Genomic DNA, 15,986 nt, shown 5'->3' with positions numbered 1-15,986 from the left:
TTGTAGCGCTTTGTGCACTTGTAGGGTGATTAGACTTTCTTTACTTGCTACTTCAAAGCATCTATCAAGTATTACAAATGCAGAAACTAGCTAAACATCTGGGTTGCTAGGTTTTGCTGTACCGCCTGAGCAGACGATGCACTTAGTTCAATCTCAATAGGATCGGCTTTGCCCGACAGCCAAATTTTAAGCTCGGCGTCAGTATCAAAATGCCCTGCTGTCTCAACGATAAACTGAGTAATAGATTTGTAAGGAATGGAGTGATAGTTCACTTTACGCCCGGTAAGGCCTTGCTTATCAATAAGGATTAGGCGCTTGTTCGTGAATACACTTAAATCGCGCACTAGCTTAAACGCAGAGGTAACAGTTTCGTTAGTAGCAAGTATAGGCGTAAGCTCTTCTTGAACGTCTGAAGCGCTAGTCTCGCTTGCATTACCCATGATGGTATCAAATAAACCCATGACATTTCCTTTTAGGCAGAGGCAAGTTTAACTCGCCATTGAACTCTATGCGCCAGCGGCTTGGGTTTATCTAAAGCAAAGCCTTGACCGAAATCTACTTTAAGCTCTCGTAACACTTCGGCGGTCGCGTTATCGACCACAAACTCGGCTACGGTCTGTTTACCCATACTGTGCGCAATATTATTTATCGCTGTTACTGTAGCATGATCGATAGGATCGTGAACGATATTTCGCACAAAGGAGCCGTCAATCTTAACGTAATCAACATCAAGGTTTTTAAGATAAGTGAATGAAGACATACCTGCACCAAAGTCATCTAGAGCAAAGCTGCACCCCAAATCACGTAACGTAGAAATAAAGTGTTTAGCAGCGCTTAAGTTTGTTACCGCTGTTGTTTCTGTAATCTCAAAACAAATTTTCTCAGCAGGTACAGAGGTACTTTGCATGCGCTTGGCAATGTTGTGCAGCGCCATTTCATCTCCCAGTGTAATACCTGATAAATTAATTGCGACTTTGCCTACGTTATCGATATGAGCGGGGTTACGTTCAAGGGTTTTAAGGGTGTTATCTATTACCCACATATCCACTTTGTTCATTAAACCGTGACGCTCTGCTAACGGGATGAAAAGCCCCGGGCTTATAAGGCCACTGTCTTTTGCATTTAGACGAAGCAAAATCTCGTAATGCTGAAGTTGGGCGGTCTTTTCTTGATTGGGCACGTTAAGCGGCATGATTGCTTGGCTATACAACTCAAACCCGTCGTTTTGTAGTGCGTGGTGCAAGGCATGTAACACCTGGTTTTCACTGTCATCAATGGCCATCTGCGAGTCGTTATCATGAAATACAAAGTAACGGTTTCGACCCAGGTGTTTAGCTTTGTAACATGCGTTGTCGGCCGCTTTAATTAACGCTTCTGCGCTTTGTGTACTCTCGTTTATTTCGATAACGCCAATGCTTGCCCCCACAAAGAACAACTTGTCGTCATAAACAAATCGGTAGTTTGAAATTGCCACTAAAAGTTTATCTAATCGCTTCGTGACTTCATCTAGGCTCTGGTTGCGAAATATAATACAAAACTCATCTCCCCCTATTCGGGCAAGCAAGTCTTGCCCATTCACGTATTGCCTAAATATGGTGGAGATCTCTTTTAGTAGCTTATCACCTGCTGGGTGACCACAGCTGTCGTTAACTAATTTGAACCTATCCATATCGATAAAGCACATTACGCTTTGCTTGTGATAAGCGCGAGGCGAATAGATGTTTGCCGCTTTTTTAAAACCAACTTGGCTCAAAGTTGCGTTATTACCTTGCGGAACAACGTCTTTATGTGTTTCATCAAGGATCTCTCGCAGTTTTTCATCAAATGCATAGCGATTAAACAGCCCGGTTAACTGGTCATGGTTAGCTTGAAAATACACTTCTTCCTGCAGCGCCAGCTCCTTGGTCACATCGCGCGCTATGCCTTCGATAGCCACCAGTACGCCTTGTTCGTCAACAATGGGGGTGTCTGAAAACTCAATCGCTAACGGTGTACCGACTTTGCCTTGATAATGCACAATATAAGGCTCGGGCTTTTCACCACGGGCAATGGTTTGACGTATCTCAAACGTCTCGTCAGGTACTTGGCGAACGTACCTCGACTCGTTCGCACAGAAGTCTTCTGCGCTAAAACCCAGGATCTTTTCAATCCCAGCACTCACATACATAAAGTTGTGATCGACGGTCTTGGTGTAAACAAAGTGACGGTGCATGCCATCAACTAACCGACGATACTTTTCTTCGCTACGCTTTAAATCATGCTGGGCGCGAAAACGTTCCGTCACGTCCCTTACGGTCACCGCAATATTGTCACCAGCTTTTACCACCTGAACTTTTATCCATTGAGGCGCAATCTTATCACTATGAATGGCGAGGTGGGCTTCATAAGGCACGCCAAGTTCAGCAACGTTTTTGGCGTTTTTAAATTCACTGCTTAAGCCTAAAAAGCGCGTTTGCTCAGCTAAGCTCATAGGCTGCAAGACGTCACATGCACCGCGAAACAAATAGCGACTGTATGAATTTGCTTCCACTAGAAAAAAATCATCGTCTGTGGGCTGATAAATAAGAAGCGCGTCTAGGGATGCTTCGCTAGCAGTAAGGTAACGCTGCTGACTTAAAGATAAATTAACCGCGCCTTTAAGCTGCTTATGCAGTACGTAGCTCACCAGAGCCGACATCAACAGACCAATCATCATGATCAAAAAGCCAGCATTATAAGGACTTAACTGGGATTGCATGGAAAGGGAAAAATCCCGTTCTAAAAACGTGAACGGCAAAAGCGACACAATAGTGCCATCATTGATTAACTCACCACTTTGAAACAGCGTTGCTTTGTCGGCTTTAAGCTTAAAGTTAAACTGCGGGCCAACTAACTCGCCTAACATCACGGTTAATATGGTTTGTATGTTGAAACCCGCCACTAAAAACCCATGTTCAGGCTCTTGAGGGCTTATAGCCCTACCTACAATAATAAAATGGTGTTTAGCGGCATCTGAATATAAGAGTGTGCTTTCCAATTCTTCGGACAAATGCGACACGTTTAAGCCTAACGCTTCCATAGGCTCGCCAATCAAACTGTTGTCTATACGGGTTTTAATACCGGAAGATGGTGTTGTCACCCACGCTATCTCACCGCTCGCATCGACAAATACCAACGATGAAAAGCCTCGCTGCATACCCATTAATGACAAGGCTTGCGCATTAAACCAGTCTACTTGGTTTGGCTCAAAGGTAGGCCAATTTTGCATTAAATTGTGCAGCGCTTGAATACGTTCGCTTGAGAAAACTTCAAGACTAATTTTTACCTGCTCGGCAACCGACTGCGCTTTAGAAATACGTGCTGCGCGTTCATCGTTTTGAATAAAAACACCAGCTGAAACAAATAAAAAGGTGAGAAAAAGAAACAAAACCGTAGGTAAGGCGTAAATACGATGGTTGTGTTTGCTTAACATGTGCCTGTCTCCGGTAACCAGCGCCGGTATACTAAAGTAGAATTATTAAATAAATATGAATTGTCTTATGTGGTATAGGCTCTAGCGTTATCTCATAGTATCTGGCACTGTAAGGCTTCCGATTTCCTTTTAGTGCGTAAAGGCCCTTGTCGGCGCTACCCCATAAAAAACCAAAATGAAAAGAGCGTTACTTAATGAGTATTTCCCCAAATTTCGAAGACATTAAACAAGCCTATGAACGTATAAAAGACGACGTAAAGAAAACGCCGATTGTTGAATCTTCGTTGCTCAACAAATGGATGGGCAACCGCATTCTGTTTAAAGCGGAGTGCTTACAGACCATCGGGGCATTCAAAATTCGCGGGGCTATGAATTTTTTAGCCCGCTTGAAAGAGGAAGGTCGTTTACCGAAGCATGTGGTCGCCAATAGTTCTGGAAATCATGCTCAGGCAGTAGCCTATGCAGCGTCTCACTTTGGTATTAAGGCCACTATTTTTGCGAGCGAGACCATTTCGCCGATTAAAGCTGCCGCTACGCAAAGCTATGGTGCTGAATTAAAACTATTTCCTACCCGTCCAGAAGCAGATGCGGCTGTCGAGCAAGCGTCAAAAGCACCAGACACGGTCTGGATACCGCCGTTTAACCACAAAGATATTGTGGCAGGACAAGGCACGGCAACGTTAGAAGCGCTTAACGAAATTGGTGAGGTGGATGCTGTTTTTGCGCCGTGTGGTGGCGGAGGGTTATTGTCGGGCTCATTACTGGCAACTCGCGCACTACAGCCAAATGCATTGGTCATTGGCGCTGAGCCCGCCGAAGCGAATGATGCCTCTATGTCGTTGCAAGCTGGTGAGATCATTGCTTTAGACTATGCTCCAAATACCTTAGCAGACGGTGCAGCCACGCCTTCTGTTGGCGATGTAACGTTTCCTATACTGCAAGAAATAGATGATTTCTACGAAGTAGATGAGCTGCAAATTGCTTATTGGACCCAATGGCTACATCATTTACTAAAGCTTCATATTGAGCCCACGTGCGCGATGACCATGGCTGCAGTAGCGGCTTGGGCTGCCAACACTCCACCTGGGCAAACCGCTCTTGTTATATTGAGTGGTGGCAACATTAGCCAGTCGAGTATGGCTAAAATTTGGGAGAGAGATTTTTTGCTGCAGCCTCCCATTCTTGACCTTGATGACGAAGATGAACTTGAAGAAACTGAGCGTGTTGAGGCATAGCGTTTTGTTAGCACACAGCTATTGAAACTCGAGCAGCTCGGTATACAAACTAAAAAAACAAAGAATAAAACAGAAATAAAAAAGGCAGAAACTCACTATGAACTCTACATTGTCGGCACTGACATTTAAAAAGCACTCGCTTTCAAAATTCCTAAGCGCAATGTTTGCAACAGCGGCAACGTTAGGCGCTATAACCACCACGCTTACGGTGGATGCTGCAACGCTTGTTGAGAACGTAAAAGGCTATACGTTAAATGAAACTGGCAAACTCATTACGTTTAAAAACCTTGTCATTGATGAAGGCAAAGTAGTTGCATTAGATATCGACAAAGGCAACACGCCTGTCGATAGCACTATTGATGGCAAAGGCAAAGTCATGCTACCCGGGCTTATCGACGCTCACGGGCATTTGCTTGGCTTAGGCGCAAACTTGTTGGAAGTCGATTTGCGAGAAAGTAGCAGTGCACAAGACGCGGCCAAGACAGTTGCCGAATACGCATTTGCGAATGGACAACAAGCTTGGATTACCGGGCGCGGTTGGAACCAGGAATTGTGGTCTGACAGAGCGTTTCCAACAGCGGCTGACCTAGATAAAGTCATTTCTGACCGACCTGTGGCACTAGCTCGTGTAGACAGCCACGCTACCTGGGTGAACAGTAAAGCGATGGAAATTGCGGGTATAACTAAAGACACCCCATCGCCTGCAGGGGGCGAAATCATTAAAGACGCTGACGGTAATCCTACCGGTGTTTTCATTGATAATGCATCGCAGTTAATTGAAGCGCACTTGCCTAAAGCAAGCAACGCTATTTACGAGCAGCAATTACATGCAGCAGGTGAGCACTTACTAGCAAATGGCGTTACGTCAATGCACGATGCTGGCGTAGGCAGAGACGTTTACGATTTCTATTTAAAAGAAGCAGTAGAAGGTGACTTGCCTGTGCGCATTTATGCCATGGTGAGTGCGACAGACCCTGACCTCAGCACCATGTTAGGCAATGGCGCTATCCGCGATAAAGACGACTTTTTATATATTCGTTCGGTAAAAGCCTATGGCGATGGTGCACTTGGTAGCCGAGGCGCAGCATTGCTTGAACCTTATTCAGATGCACCGCATCAACATGGTTTGCTGTTAACTCAACCAGAAGATATGACCCAACTGTTTACTACGGTAATTGGTGCGGGCTTCCAGCTTAACTACCATGCCATTGGTGATAGGGCTAACCATGTTGCACTGAACGAGTTTGAAACCACGTTTAAGAGTATTGGCGGCAGCGAACTGCGCAACCGCATTGAGCATGCACAGGTGATTGCGCCTGACGACCTAGCCCGCTTTGCTTCGTTGAAGGTCTTACCTTCCATGCAGCCTACTCACGCCACCAGCGATAAGAACATGGCGGAAGATCGCCTTGGCAAAGATCGTATGAAAGGCGCTTACGCGTGGAAAACGCTACTCGATTCGGGCATTGCACTACCCTTAGGCTCTGATTTCCCTGTAGAGCTTGCTAACCCATTTTACGGGCTTCACGCTGCGGTTACGCGACAAGACAGAAACAATCAACCCGTAAAAGGTTGGTATGCCCACGAAGCGTTAACCATTGAACAAGCCTTTAAAGGGTTTACTTTAGATGCTGCCTACGCAGGGCACATGGAAGATACCTTGGGCACACTGACGCCAGGAAAATGGGCAGACTTTATCTTGGTCGACCAAGATATTTTTACCATTGATGCCAAAGACATTTGGAAAACCGAAGTACACGCAACTTATGTGGCTGGAGAAGAAGTTTTTTCTAAATGAGTAGCGAAAACAAAAGCCTGTTAACCAAAGGGATTGGCGGCATTGGCGCTGGCCTTTTGGTGTTAAATGGCCTTATTGGGGCGGGCATTTTTGCTCTGCCCGCTAAAATGGCCGCTGAGCTCGGCGCTTTCAGCCCTTACATCTTTTTGATTTTTGGCGCGCTAATGCTGGCCATTGTGTGGTGTTTTGGGCAGCTAGCGGCGCTGTACCAAGAAACCGGCGGACCTGTGGTGTACGCCCAGAAAGGCTTCGGCGACGCAGCGGCGTTTCAAACTGGCTTTATTTACTATTTAGCTCGCGCAACCGCGATTGCAGCCAACATGCACGTGTTATTGCTATACGCCGGCTATGTGTGGCCCGAACTAAATGCGGGAATAGGCAAGTCACTCGCTATTATCGCGCTTACCACAGCACTAATCGTAGTGAATATTGTCGGCCTTAAGGCCGCCATGCGTTCACTTGATACTATCTCGGTGCTAAAACTGCTGCCTTTTGTGGCGCTTATTGCGGTTGGTTACTGGCAGCTCGATTTTTCTACTGCGCTAGTACGTTCTTCGGAAACCGTTGTGCCTGCATTTGACACCATTTCTGCCGGTGCCCTACTTACGCTTTACGCTTTTATTGGTTTTGAAACGGTAGTAGTCACGAGCGGCGAGACCAGTTCGCCGAAAAAGACCATACCTCGGGCTTTAATGCTTACAGTTTCAGGTATCGCCATATTTTACTTTTGCGTGCAGTGGCTTTATTGGCACACTGTAGGGCCTGCAAAGCCGGATAGCGCACCACTTATTGCACTCGCCAATATGATATTTGGCGAAACTGGGGCGCTGATAATGACGCTAACCGCCGTGGTGTCGGTTGCCGGTAACTTGTTAGCGAATATGATATCTACGTCTCGGCTGACTTTTTCAATGGCAAGACAGTCACTTATTCCAGGTAAGCTCGGACAGAAGTTAGGCGAGATTCATGCGTCCTTTGCTACCCCAGCGGTTTCCATATCAATACTGGGAATATTTGCAGGAGCTATGGCACTTAGCGGTAGCTTTGTGTGGCTGGCTATTTCAAGCGTGCTTGCCCGGCTAGTGGTTTACGCCGTGTGTGTAGTGGTGCTGATGAAAGCTCAGCGGGCTTCCTTGCAGAGCGCTTCTTCACAAAGCAGCATACAGCAAGATACTTCTGAGAAAGACGCTTACCTTAAAGGCTCTGCAGGCGCATTCGTCAGCCCTGTAAACCTGTTTCGACGTCTGATACCCTTTGTCGCACTAGGGGTTTGCGCATGGTCTATTGCACAGTCGTCAACCAACGCGTGGCTATTTTTACTGGGTGAATTAGTGGTTGGCGCACTGCTTTATTTTTTTTATTTCGCTCCAAGCAACAAAGAATCAAAAGGTTAAACCGTGGAAATTCAAGTTATACCCGTCACGCCCTTTGCCCAAAACTGTTCATTAATTTGGGACTCATCCACTAACAAAGGCGCGTTTGTCGACCCAGGCGGCGACGTTGAAAAGTTGATTGAAGCTGCATCGAATAAAGGCGTGAGTATAGAAAAAATCATACTCACTCATGGGCACTTAGATCATGTAGGTGGCACTGTTGCCATCGCAGAGCATTACGGTGTACCTATTGTAGGGCCGCATATTGGCGATAAATTCTGGTTAGATGCGCTTATGCAGCAAAGCCAGATGTTTGGCTTTCCACCGGCCCAACCTTTTGCTCCCAATGAGTGGTTAAACGACAACGATACAATTTCAGTAGGCAATTTAACGCTAGAAGTGCTGCATTGCCCGGGTCATACGCCTGGTCATGTGGTGTTGGTAGAACGCTTAAGTAATCGGGTTATTGTTGGGGATGTCATTTTCGCAGGCTCTATTGGTAGAACTGATTTTCCGCAAGGTAACCATCAGCAATTAATCGACTCGATCAAGCAGAAGATTATGGTGCTGCCGGATGATATGACGATTTACCCGGGTCATGGACCAACCACTACGGTTGCCACCGAAAAGACCTCGAACCCTTATGTTTCGAGTCAATTCGGATAAAACCTCACGTTTTATAAGCAGTGAAAGAACAAAAAGGCGAGGTGCGTTGAACAAGCTTTTGCTTGTTTCGCCCTCGCCTTTCGCTTATTTAAAGCTTGCTATGCATTCGCTTAGCGCAATGTCTATAAAGCGTTATTAACTAACGCTTATTCGTATGCACCGCTAGCATAATGCAACTCATAGCTGTGGCTATAAATTTCAAGGATGTTGCCAAACGGGTCTTCCATGTAAATCATGCGGTAAGGCTTTTCACCCGGATAGTAATAACGCGGCGCCTTCATTCGCTTTTTACCACCAGCAGCGACAATTTTTTCAGCCAAGCCTTCTACATCTGGGTCTTGAACACAGAAATGAAAGATACCGGTTTTCCAATATTCAAAGTTGTTTTCTGGGTTCTCTTGGTTGCTGAACTCAAAAATTTCAACGCCGACACGATCACCTGTTGAAAGGTGCGCAATGCGGAATTTCCCCCAACCTGGACCAAATACATCGGTACACATTTCGCCAATGGCCGAGTCATCTTCAACAATCTCGGTTGGCTTCATGATGAGGTACCAGCCAAGTACTTCAGTATAAAATTTCACGGCAGCTTCTAAGTCAGGTACCGAAATTCCAATATGAGAAAACGTACGTGGATATGGTGTTTTTACTGCTTCAGTCATCACATACTCCTATGTAGTGCAAGTTATCGAAATGGCTTAAGCGGCCGCCTCTTCAAGAAGGCCAACTCGAACACCGCTTAAGTGAATGTGCATACATAGTAGCTAGACAAAGATGAAACATGAAATTATGATATTTTCTAAATTTAATAAATTTAAATTATAGAAAATGATAAACCCTATTTGGCTAGACACCTTCATCACGTTAGTAGAAACGGGGAACTTTACGCGTACTGCAGAGCAACGTTTTATGACGCAGCCGGGTGTAAGTCAGCACCTTAAGAAACTGGAAGAGGCATGTCAGTGTGAATTAGTCGTCCGTTTAGGCAAGGGCATTCAGTTAACTGAGCAGGGCCAGCGTGTGTACCGCTATGCCAAGGAGCAGCAGGAAAAAGAGCAAGATTTTATTGCCAGCTTAAAGTTTGACGCCCCTTTTGAAGGTAAGTGCGTAGTGGCCTGCTCGGGTGCGATTGCTCAGCGTATTTACCCAGCCTTACTGGCACTGCAAAAACAGCATAGCGCGCTTAATATTCACGTGGAAGTCGCACCTCGTCGTACTATTTTGTCAGGCATTGCGAACAATACGCTGGAGCTTGGCATTGTGACAAACCAGCCAGAGAGTGAAGATATACATAGTGAGTATTTAGGCGAAGAAGCATTGGGGCTTATTCTACCGCGAAGCCTACCTGACGCGCTTGCTGCGCAGGTACCTGGGTTATCTGAAAACGCGCAGGGTTTTATTTCGAGTTCGGGTTCGGGTTCGGGTTCGGGTTCGGGTTCGGGTTCGGGTTCGGGTTCGGGTTCGGGTTCGGGTTCGGTAGCAAAAGTAGCAAGCGTATCTGGAAAAGCAAAGAGTAAAACTGATGGTGGTAGAACATTAAAAGCCGTCATCAAGCATCTAGGGCTTATTAATCACCCTGATGCCATGCACTACTTGCAGCGCTATTTTAACGATTGCGGAGAAGCTGAGTTAGCCAACATAAATCCGAATAAGCTACCTCATACCGGCTACATCAACCAACTTTCGCAAATTCTACTGCCGGTAAGCGAAGGGTTGGGTTACACCGTGCTGCCCACCAGCACACTAGACTTTGTGTCTTTTGCCGACAAACTTACCGTCTACAAAGCTAAAAATGAAGTAACCGAGCCCCTATACAGTGTTCAAACACCCCACAGCGCTCTACCCGCCCGCTACCAAGTAGTGAAACAAGCCATCACCCAAGTATTGGGTTAAAAATTGGGGTCAGAGTACATTATTACGCTGGGTTACTAACTCAGCACCGAGCTTTTTGAGAGTGGGGCAATTAAAGTTACCCTGACCCCATAGTTCGAGTTATGGGGTCAGAGTACATTATTACGCTGGGTTACTAACTCAGCGCCGAGCTTTTTGAGAGCGGGGCCATTTAAGTTACTCTGACCCCACCATTCGTGATTAGTCGTGAAGCGATGGATCTGGTGCAACCATTTCGGCTTCTTTTTTGTGTTCAGGGACATCCACTTTACCCGAGGCTATGACTTCGCCTTCCTGCCATAGCTTCCACTCACCCCGTTCGTAGATATCCCACTGTTCATCGTTTGTTAGCGGTTCAGTAGCAATAATGCTCACTACATCTTTTGGCGTGGTTTCAGCTGCAAAATCAATTTCCACCTCTACATCACTCAAACAAGCGGGGCCAAAAGGTGCTCTGCGGGTAATGCTAGCTAACTTTGTACTACAGAAGGTAAATAACCAGTCGCCATTGCTCAGTAAGCAATTGAATACACCTTGCTGAGCGTACTCCTTTGCAAGTGAAACTAACGTTTCAGCTAACTGCTCAGGCATAGCGTCTCGAGGGAGGTTTTGCCTAACGTTATTCATAATATCGCAGAAAAGCTCTTCGCTATCGGTATCCCCAACTGCTTCGTAAACACCCGTCCGGCGCGAGAAATTAGGTAGTTGTCCGTTGTGCGCAAACACCCAGTATCGCCCCCACAGTTCGCGAGTAAAGGGATGCGTGTTAGCTAAGTTAATGTTACCCACATTAGCCTGACGAATATGGCAAATCGCATTCTTGCTTTTTATAGGCAACTTCGAAACAAAGTCTGCGATGGGTGATGTGGCGCAAGGCTCGGGATCGTGAAACATACGCACGCCCTTCCCTTCATAAAAAGCAACTCCCCAGCCGTCTTTATGCGGCCCTGTTTCACCACCGCGGCGAGTCAGCCCGGTAAAACTAAAACATAGGTCAGTAGGAGTGTTCGCACTCATGCCTAAAAGTTCACACACAACGTTTGTTACCTATAGCAGTTATTTCATTAAGTATGTCGAGAATACGCAAGCACTCGAGCCGAATCAATTCGACATTGGTCCGTAATAAAGGAGAAGCGGCAGACTTTACAACTCATTCACCTTTTTAAACCCAATGACCTTCATACCACTTTATTTTAATTGAATTGCGTAAAAACGTCCGTTTTATGTTTACCTCCCCTTTCATTTACAATAAATAATAATGATAATCAATTACAAACAAACTATTCTTTCATATATATGATGCGCTACCACTCTTTCTCGATTTATTCGCTTTTCGTCATTGCTATGTGTTCGGTGTTATTACCCTACACTTCTTTTGCTAACGAGGTTTCGCCTTCAACTCATATCGCTAATACTGGGAACTACGAGGTAAATCAAACCTTTAAGCATTTATTAAGCGAACATCAAATCGTGGCAATTGGTGATATACACGGCTCCGCAGCACCGACAGAGCTCTTAATCAACGCTCTGGCTGATCGTGATATCTTTGAGAGTGTCGACGTTATTGTGACTGAGTTTGGTAATAGCCATTACCAAGCTGAGTTGGATGATTATTTGCTTAATCCCAATACAAAGGTTTCACTGCAAGAATTAGAGCCTTTGTGGCAGGACAGTATTTATTTTATGGCGTGGCAATATGAGCATTACCGCCATTTTGTGCAGACACTAAGATTACTCAATGCATCGTCAAACCATAAAGTTCGCATAGCTCTAGCCGAACCAGAGTTTAAATGGGAAGGATTGAGCAAAGAGCAATGGCAGTCTCTCACCAAAACACGCATTGTGAACTATGAGAAAACTGTGAAGCAGGTAGCTGAACAAAACTATAAAGCGATTCTTCTGTTTGGCGCAATGCATACATTAAAGCAGCCGGTGTCGTTAAAGCGGGGTGAAGCAATCAATGAGTTTGTGCCCTTTACTTCTAAGCTTAAGGACCTAAATATTGCGACAGTATGGACCCACTTTTCCACATCGACAATACCTGACATTTCTCCTCCTACGCTTGTTTTGCTTAACGAAAAGAGTGAATTGAACTCCCCTTTATCCAGCGTTTCAGCACGATTTGCAGACGGCACGAATCAAAAGCTTTCAGACGTTGCTGACGCATACTATTACCCAGGCCCTTTGGACCGACATGCGCCAGTGCCTTCACATATTAAACGAGACAGCCAGTGGCACCACGAGATGAGTCGACGCGCCGCAATAGTTGACGAACGAGTCTCAGCACAAATCGCTAAGCAATTAGCTGAATGGCAAGCCGAAACCGACTAGCAATACGAAATTATGGGGTCAGAGTACTTTTTCAGTAATGTACTCTGACCCCATTTATTCGGCGTGTTGTTGGGGCTGACAAATCTCATGTAGTGCTGAAGGGGCGTCGACGCTGAGATAGAGTGTGTCTATCGGCTCAATAAAAGTCGCTAAACCCGAGTAATACTTTTGTTGTGACACAAAAGTAAGCTTAACGTTTGCGTTGCCTCTACCGAAATGGAACTGTTCTTGTGTTGAAGCTGCTGTCCAACTGCCTGTTTCAACTTGTTGAATATTTGAAAGTGGAATAACAGTCATTCCCCACCACGAATTATTCACCATAAGCTTATCTTTTATAAGGTAAACAGAGTAATGCTTGCTGACTCTGTAGTTAGCAATGAACATCACTATGAGGTAAAAAACCAAAGTTGCCACGACAATGGCAACCGTTTCACTCCAAAGTGCAATGGCGAGATAGCTTGCATACGTCGCAACTACAAGCGCTACACAAACCAATAACACATGCCACCACTGTGCAGACCATAAACGCAGATTGGCTATGGCGGGAACATGGTTTCTACTAAAACGAGGTATGGCGTAGTACCAACTGGCGGGCTCATGAGCAAACATAAGTGCCAACTCTAACTTCTTTGCTTCCTTTGATCCTTTTTCATAAATGTTATCGCCTTCATATTGTTCCAGCATATGAACTCGCGGGTCGCCAGAGAGCTTTCGAGCCCCCCACAACGCTTTAACTATCGTTACCAGAAGGAGAATTTCTATCACCATCAATACGGCAATAACCGGGTATTTAAGGTAGGTAATGAATTCAAAGTAATAGGCTAACTTCTCTGGATAGTTATAGCGTGCGACCAAACTACTTAAAGAAAAAACTAACAATAATTTCCACAGAGCCTGATTGCCAATTTGAATAATCCAGAAATAGTAAAGTACAGGCAAAAAGACAAAATATGCCAACGTAACAAGCAAGGTATTTCGCCAATGTGCGCTAGCCCAAATACTTTCAAAGGAGAAGGTTATTTCAGGAAGGGTTTCAGGTAAAAATAATGTGCCCACATAAAAGCAGGCAGCAGCAACTATTAGAAAAGCTATCCGGTATTTAACGGGTTTGCGCATAATTCATCCCTGATGCGTTAAACAAGCTGGCTGAATGCCGAACCAGCGTTACACCTACCATACTGAAAATGCGCTGAAACCAAAAGCGTAAATCGTAAAACTAATGGGGTCGGAGTACATTACTCAGAAATGTACTCCGCCCCCATTAATTTAATGTACTCTGACCACATTTTTTAAGCAGCTTTCACTTTGGGAGAGTCTTCGTGCTCGGTAGCGCGGCTTTGAGTATCGCTTTTTGTGTTGCGTGACTCGTCGGTAGTTTGGCTATCGCGTACGTTCTTCTGCACCGTAATAGCGGCAAAGAGGCTTAGAGTGAAGGCCATGCCGAAGAAGCCTTTTTCACTTAATAAAAGCTCAGCATTTAATAAGCCAATTACCAACAATACGATGGCTGATGCAATAGCTACAGCTGATGCAAGGAAATACGCTTTGGTAGTTGGCACACCTTCCATTTTATCGCGTACCGTTTTTTGTAAGCTCACTACAGAAAACAAGCCGAATAACATAATAGTGAAGTAATAACCTTTTTCATTAAGCGCCATTGGGGCATTATAAAGGCCGATAAAATAAGCGCCTACACCCACAATTAGGGCTGCCAGTGAAGCTATTCGAAATGCTTTCGTTGGTTTATTCTGAGTCTGCATTGTTAAATTCCTCGATAATAGTTGTCTCACCGTTGCTCGCAAAAATAACTGCCTTTTCCGATAAATCGTATTTCTGCATGTAACGAGCAAGGCTTCCAAATGTAGTTGTTTCCACCTTACGACCGTGATCGGACAACGTCACGCCGTCGCTGAACATACTCGCCAAGCCAAGTTTGGCGCGGCTCATGTTTACTTTTTGCGGCGTAAAATATGCCTTTGCATTAGCTTTTAGCTGGGCTATATCTGTGGTGGAGTACACCGCAGCATTGAGCACATCTAGGGTGTACTCGGTACAGTTTTGTCGTTCACTGTTAAATGGGTTAGCAACGACTGAATAGCGTGGGTTATGCAACAATTTTGCTTTATCTTCGCTGTACATACTTAGAAGCGCTTGCTGCACGGCAACCGATGGGATAATCAGGCCAGCCTCGAGCGCATAAGCACTCCAGAAAAAATCTACAGGATAATCTGTAACTAAATGACTCACGTCTTGTTCATCAGCATCTTGATACAAATTATGGATTGCATAGCCTTTAGCAGTCTCTCCATTATCTAGCTGAATGCTTGAGTAGATAGCAATAGCAGTGTGCGTGAAGCGAATGCCCTCCGGCATGTCTTCAATCGGTCTGCCTCGCCTTGCAATAATGAAGGCACGAGCTCCTTGGCTTGCCGCATACTTTTCTACTTCTTTAGAAAAAATGGCAATGGCTTCAGATGAAAATGAAGGCTTTCCATGCTGCTGACTACCTGCCAAAGCGTGATTAGCGTTGGCAGTAAGTAGTACCAAAGCCACAGCTATTGAATACAAAAATGTTTTCATACTCTTCCCTGCTTAAATTCTCTCGACTTGCACTGAATAAGAGCCACCTAAAGCGCTAGATGCACAACACTTCGCTGTAGCAGTTTTTTACCAAACTATAGCCACTTTTATAGCGTCCAATCGCGCTTCAAAGTTCGAGCAATTAATTTACCGTTAGCGTTTAGTTGTGGTAGTGGTAGTAGTCGTTGTTGTGTTAGTGGTCGCAACGACTTTGTTTGGCGCAGGGTCTGCGGTAATGATCGTTTCGGTAACCACTAACGGCTGGTTATTATTAACGGAGGACTGATGGCTAGCTCCGTGAATACTGCGGCTACTCTCGTCAATCACACTTTCAGCAACTGCGCTACCTGCCACTACAGCACTGCCGGTTAGTATCACCGGAACAGCAACTACTGCACTCGCTACTGACGCCGTCGTTGCTAGGCCTTCAGATGCAGCAAGCGCGCTATGTTTACTGGCTTTGCCACTGTGGTCGATGGAATCATCTGCCATTACAGAATGGGTAAGAAGCGCACTACTTAATAGTGCAGTTAACATCAATGTTGAACGCGAATTTTTCATATCACTTGCTCCTAGTATGTAAAGGCGAGATGTGCCTGAACATGTTCTACACTAGAACCAAGAATAAATTTCGTAAACCGCAATCGCTGATGTAGTATTAA

14 protein-coding genes are annotated in these 15,986 nt (G+C 45.3%); 6 read left to right on the top strand and 8 right to left on the bottom strand.

Annotation, left to right across the window (positions count from 1 at the left end; genetic code table 11):
* Positions 1 to 86 precede the first annotated feature (86 nt).
* The gene (locus BZA03_RS18315; RefSeq protein WP_110289521.1) at positions 87 to 461 is read right to left on the bottom strand and encodes a PH domain-containing protein; all 375 of its coding nucleotides are present in this window, start codon (positions 459 to 461) and stop codon (positions 87 to 89) included.
* A gap of 11 nt (positions 462 to 472) precedes the next feature.
* Positions 473 to 3,451 (bottom strand): bifunctional diguanylate cyclase/phosphodiesterase, encoded by a 2,979-nt coding sequence (locus BZA03_RS18310; RefSeq protein ID WP_110289520.1) that lies wholly within the window; start codon positions 3,449 to 3,451, stop codon positions 473 to 475.
* Between the two features lie 194 nt (positions 3,452 to 3,645).
* Between BZA03_RS18310 and BZA03_RS18305 the strand changes: the two genes are divergently transcribed.
* The 4 genes from BZA03_RS18305 to BZA03_RS18290 all read left to right on the top strand — a co-directional run bounded on the left by BZA03_RS18305 (position 3,646) and on the right by BZA03_RS18290 (position 8,523).
* A complete protein-coding gene (locus BZA03_RS18305) occupies positions 3,646 to 4,686 on the top strand; it encodes a serine/threonine dehydratase (RefSeq protein ID WP_110289519.1) in 1,041 nt (346 codons plus the stop codon).
* Between the two features lie 97 nt (positions 4,687 to 4,783).
* On the top strand, positions 4,784 to 6,484 hold the full coding sequence (locus BZA03_RS18300; protein ID WP_110289518.1) for an amidohydrolase: 1,701 nt from the start codon (positions 4,784 to 4,786) through the stop codon (positions 6,482 to 6,484).
* Positions 6,481 to 7,878, top strand: a complete 1,398-nt coding sequence (locus tag BZA03_RS18295) for an APC family permease (protein ID WP_110289517.1) — start codon at positions 6,481 to 6,483, stop codon at positions 7,876 to 7,878. Before BZA03_RS18300 ends, BZA03_RS18295 begins: the two co-directional genes overlap by 4 nt.
* 3 nt (positions 7,879 to 7,881) lie before the next feature.
* A complete protein-coding gene (locus tag BZA03_RS18290; RefSeq protein WP_110289516.1) occupies positions 7,882 to 8,523 on the top strand; it encodes an MBL fold metallo-hydrolase in 642 nt (213 codons plus the stop codon).
* Between the two features lie 146 nt (positions 8,524 to 8,669).
* Here the strand turns inward: BZA03_RS18290 and BZA03_RS18285 are convergent, their stop codons facing one another.
* Positions 8,670 to 9,185: a lactoylglutathione lyase family protein gene (locus BZA03_RS18285; RefSeq protein WP_014950763.1), complete on the bottom strand. Its 516-nt coding sequence runs from the start codon at positions 9,183 to 9,185 to the stop codon at positions 8,670 to 8,672.
* Between the two features lie 166 nt (positions 9,186 to 9,351).
* Here BZA03_RS18285 and BZA03_RS18280 point away from each other — a divergent pair, with 166 nt between their 5' ends.
* On the top strand, positions 9,352 to 10,416 hold the full coding sequence (locus BZA03_RS18280; RefSeq protein ID WP_110289515.1) for a LysR family transcriptional regulator: 1,065 nt from the start codon (positions 9,352 to 9,354) through the stop codon (positions 10,414 to 10,416).
* A 198-nt stretch (positions 10,417 to 10,614) separates the two neighbouring features.
* Here BZA03_RS18280 and BZA03_RS18275 read toward each other — a convergent pair whose 3' ends face one another.
* Positions 10,615 to 11,448, bottom strand: coding sequence for a class II glutamine amidotransferase (locus tag BZA03_RS18275; protein ID WP_069944984.1), 834 nt, complete (start codon positions 11,446 to 11,448; stop codon positions 10,615 to 10,617).
* A 435-nt stretch (positions 11,449 to 11,883) separates the two neighbouring features.
* On the opposite strand from BZA03_RS18275, the gene BZA03_RS18270 reads away from it, so the two are divergent.
* The gene (locus BZA03_RS18270; RefSeq protein ID WP_258364668.1) at positions 11,884 to 12,744 is read left to right on the top strand and encodes a hypothetical protein; all 861 of its coding nucleotides are present in this window, start codon (positions 11,884 to 11,886) and stop codon (positions 12,742 to 12,744) included.
* 54 nt (positions 12,745 to 12,798) lie between these two features.
* Here BZA03_RS18270 and BZA03_RS18265 read toward each other — a convergent pair whose 3' ends face one another.
* The 4 genes from BZA03_RS18265 to BZA03_RS18250 all read right to left on the bottom strand — a co-directional run bounded on the left by BZA03_RS18265 (position 12,799) and on the right by BZA03_RS18250 (position 15,885).
* Entirely contained in the window at positions 12,799 to 13,860 is a 1,062-nt protein-coding gene (locus BZA03_RS18265) for a hypothetical protein (protein ID WP_110289513.1), read from the bottom strand.
* 173 nt (positions 13,861 to 14,033) lie between these two features.
* Positions 14,034 to 14,504 (bottom strand): inner membrane protein YiaA, encoded by a 471-nt coding sequence (gene yiaA / locus BZA03_RS18260; protein WP_110289512.1) that lies wholly within the window; start codon positions 14,502 to 14,504, stop codon positions 14,034 to 14,036.
* On the bottom strand, positions 14,488 to 15,324 hold the full coding sequence (locus BZA03_RS18255) for a DUF2145 domain-containing protein (protein ID WP_110289511.1): 837 nt from the start codon (positions 15,322 to 15,324) through the stop codon (positions 14,488 to 14,490). Before BZA03_RS18255 ends, yiaA begins: the two co-directional genes overlap by 17 nt.
* Positions 15,325 to 15,477: 153 nt before the next feature.
* Positions 15,478 to 15,885: a hypothetical protein gene (locus BZA03_RS18250; RefSeq protein ID WP_014950770.1), complete on the bottom strand. Its 408-nt coding sequence runs from the start codon at positions 15,883 to 15,885 to the stop codon at positions 15,478 to 15,480.
* Positions 15,886 to 15,986 lie beyond the last annotated feature (101 nt).

This window comes from Alteromonas sp. I10 (assembly GCF_003201515.1).
GTDB classification, from domain to species: Bacteria; Pseudomonadota; Gammaproteobacteria; order Enterobacterales; family Alteromonadaceae; genus Alteromonas; species Alteromonas macleodii.
Note: the sequence above shows the minus strand (reverse complement) of the source record. Positions and strands in the feature narration are given on the sequence as shown.

Bases quoted from the DNA above. Each gene is read 5' to 3' on its own strand.
- BZA03_RS18310 (WP_110289520.1), bottom strand. From the start codon at position 3,451: ATGTTAAGCAAACACAACCATCGTATTTACGCCTTACCTACGGTTTTG.
- BZA03_RS18250 (WP_014950770.1), bottom strand. From the start codon at position 15,885: ATGAAAAATTCGCGTTCAACATTGATGTTAACTGCACTATTAAGTAGT.
- BZA03_RS18315 (WP_110289521.1), bottom strand. From the start codon at position 461: ATGGGTTTATTTGATACCATCATGGGTAATGCAAGCGAGACTAGCGCT.
- BZA03_RS18280 (WP_110289515.1), top strand. From the start codon at position 9,352: ATGATAAACCCTATTTGGCTAGACACCTTCATCACGTTAGTAGAAACG.
- BZA03_RS18305 (WP_110289519.1), top strand. From the start codon at position 3,646: ATGAGTATTTCCCCAAATTTCGAAGACATTAAACAAGCCTATGAACGT.
- BZA03_RS18285 (WP_014950763.1), bottom strand. From the start codon at position 9,185: ATGACTGAAGCAGTAAAAACACCATATCCACGTACGTTTTCTCATATT.
- yiaA (WP_110289512.1), bottom strand. From the start codon at position 14,504: ATGCAGACTCAGAATAAACCAACGAAAGCATTTCGAATAGCTTCACTG.
- BZA03_RS18295 (WP_110289517.1), top strand. From the start codon at position 6,481: ATGAGTAGCGAAAACAAAAGCCTGTTAACCAAAGGGATTGGCGGCATT.
- BZA03_RS18255 (WP_110289511.1), bottom strand. From the start codon at position 15,324: ATGAAAACATTTTTGTATTCAATAGCTGTGGCTTTGGTACTACTTACT.
- BZA03_RS18265 (WP_110289513.1), bottom strand. From the start codon at position 13,860: ATGCGCAAACCCGTTAAATACCGGATAGCTTTTCTAATAGTTGCTGCT.
- BZA03_RS18300 (WP_110289518.1), top strand. From the start codon at position 4,784: ATGAACTCTACATTGTCGGCACTGACATTTAAAAAGCACTCGCTTTCA.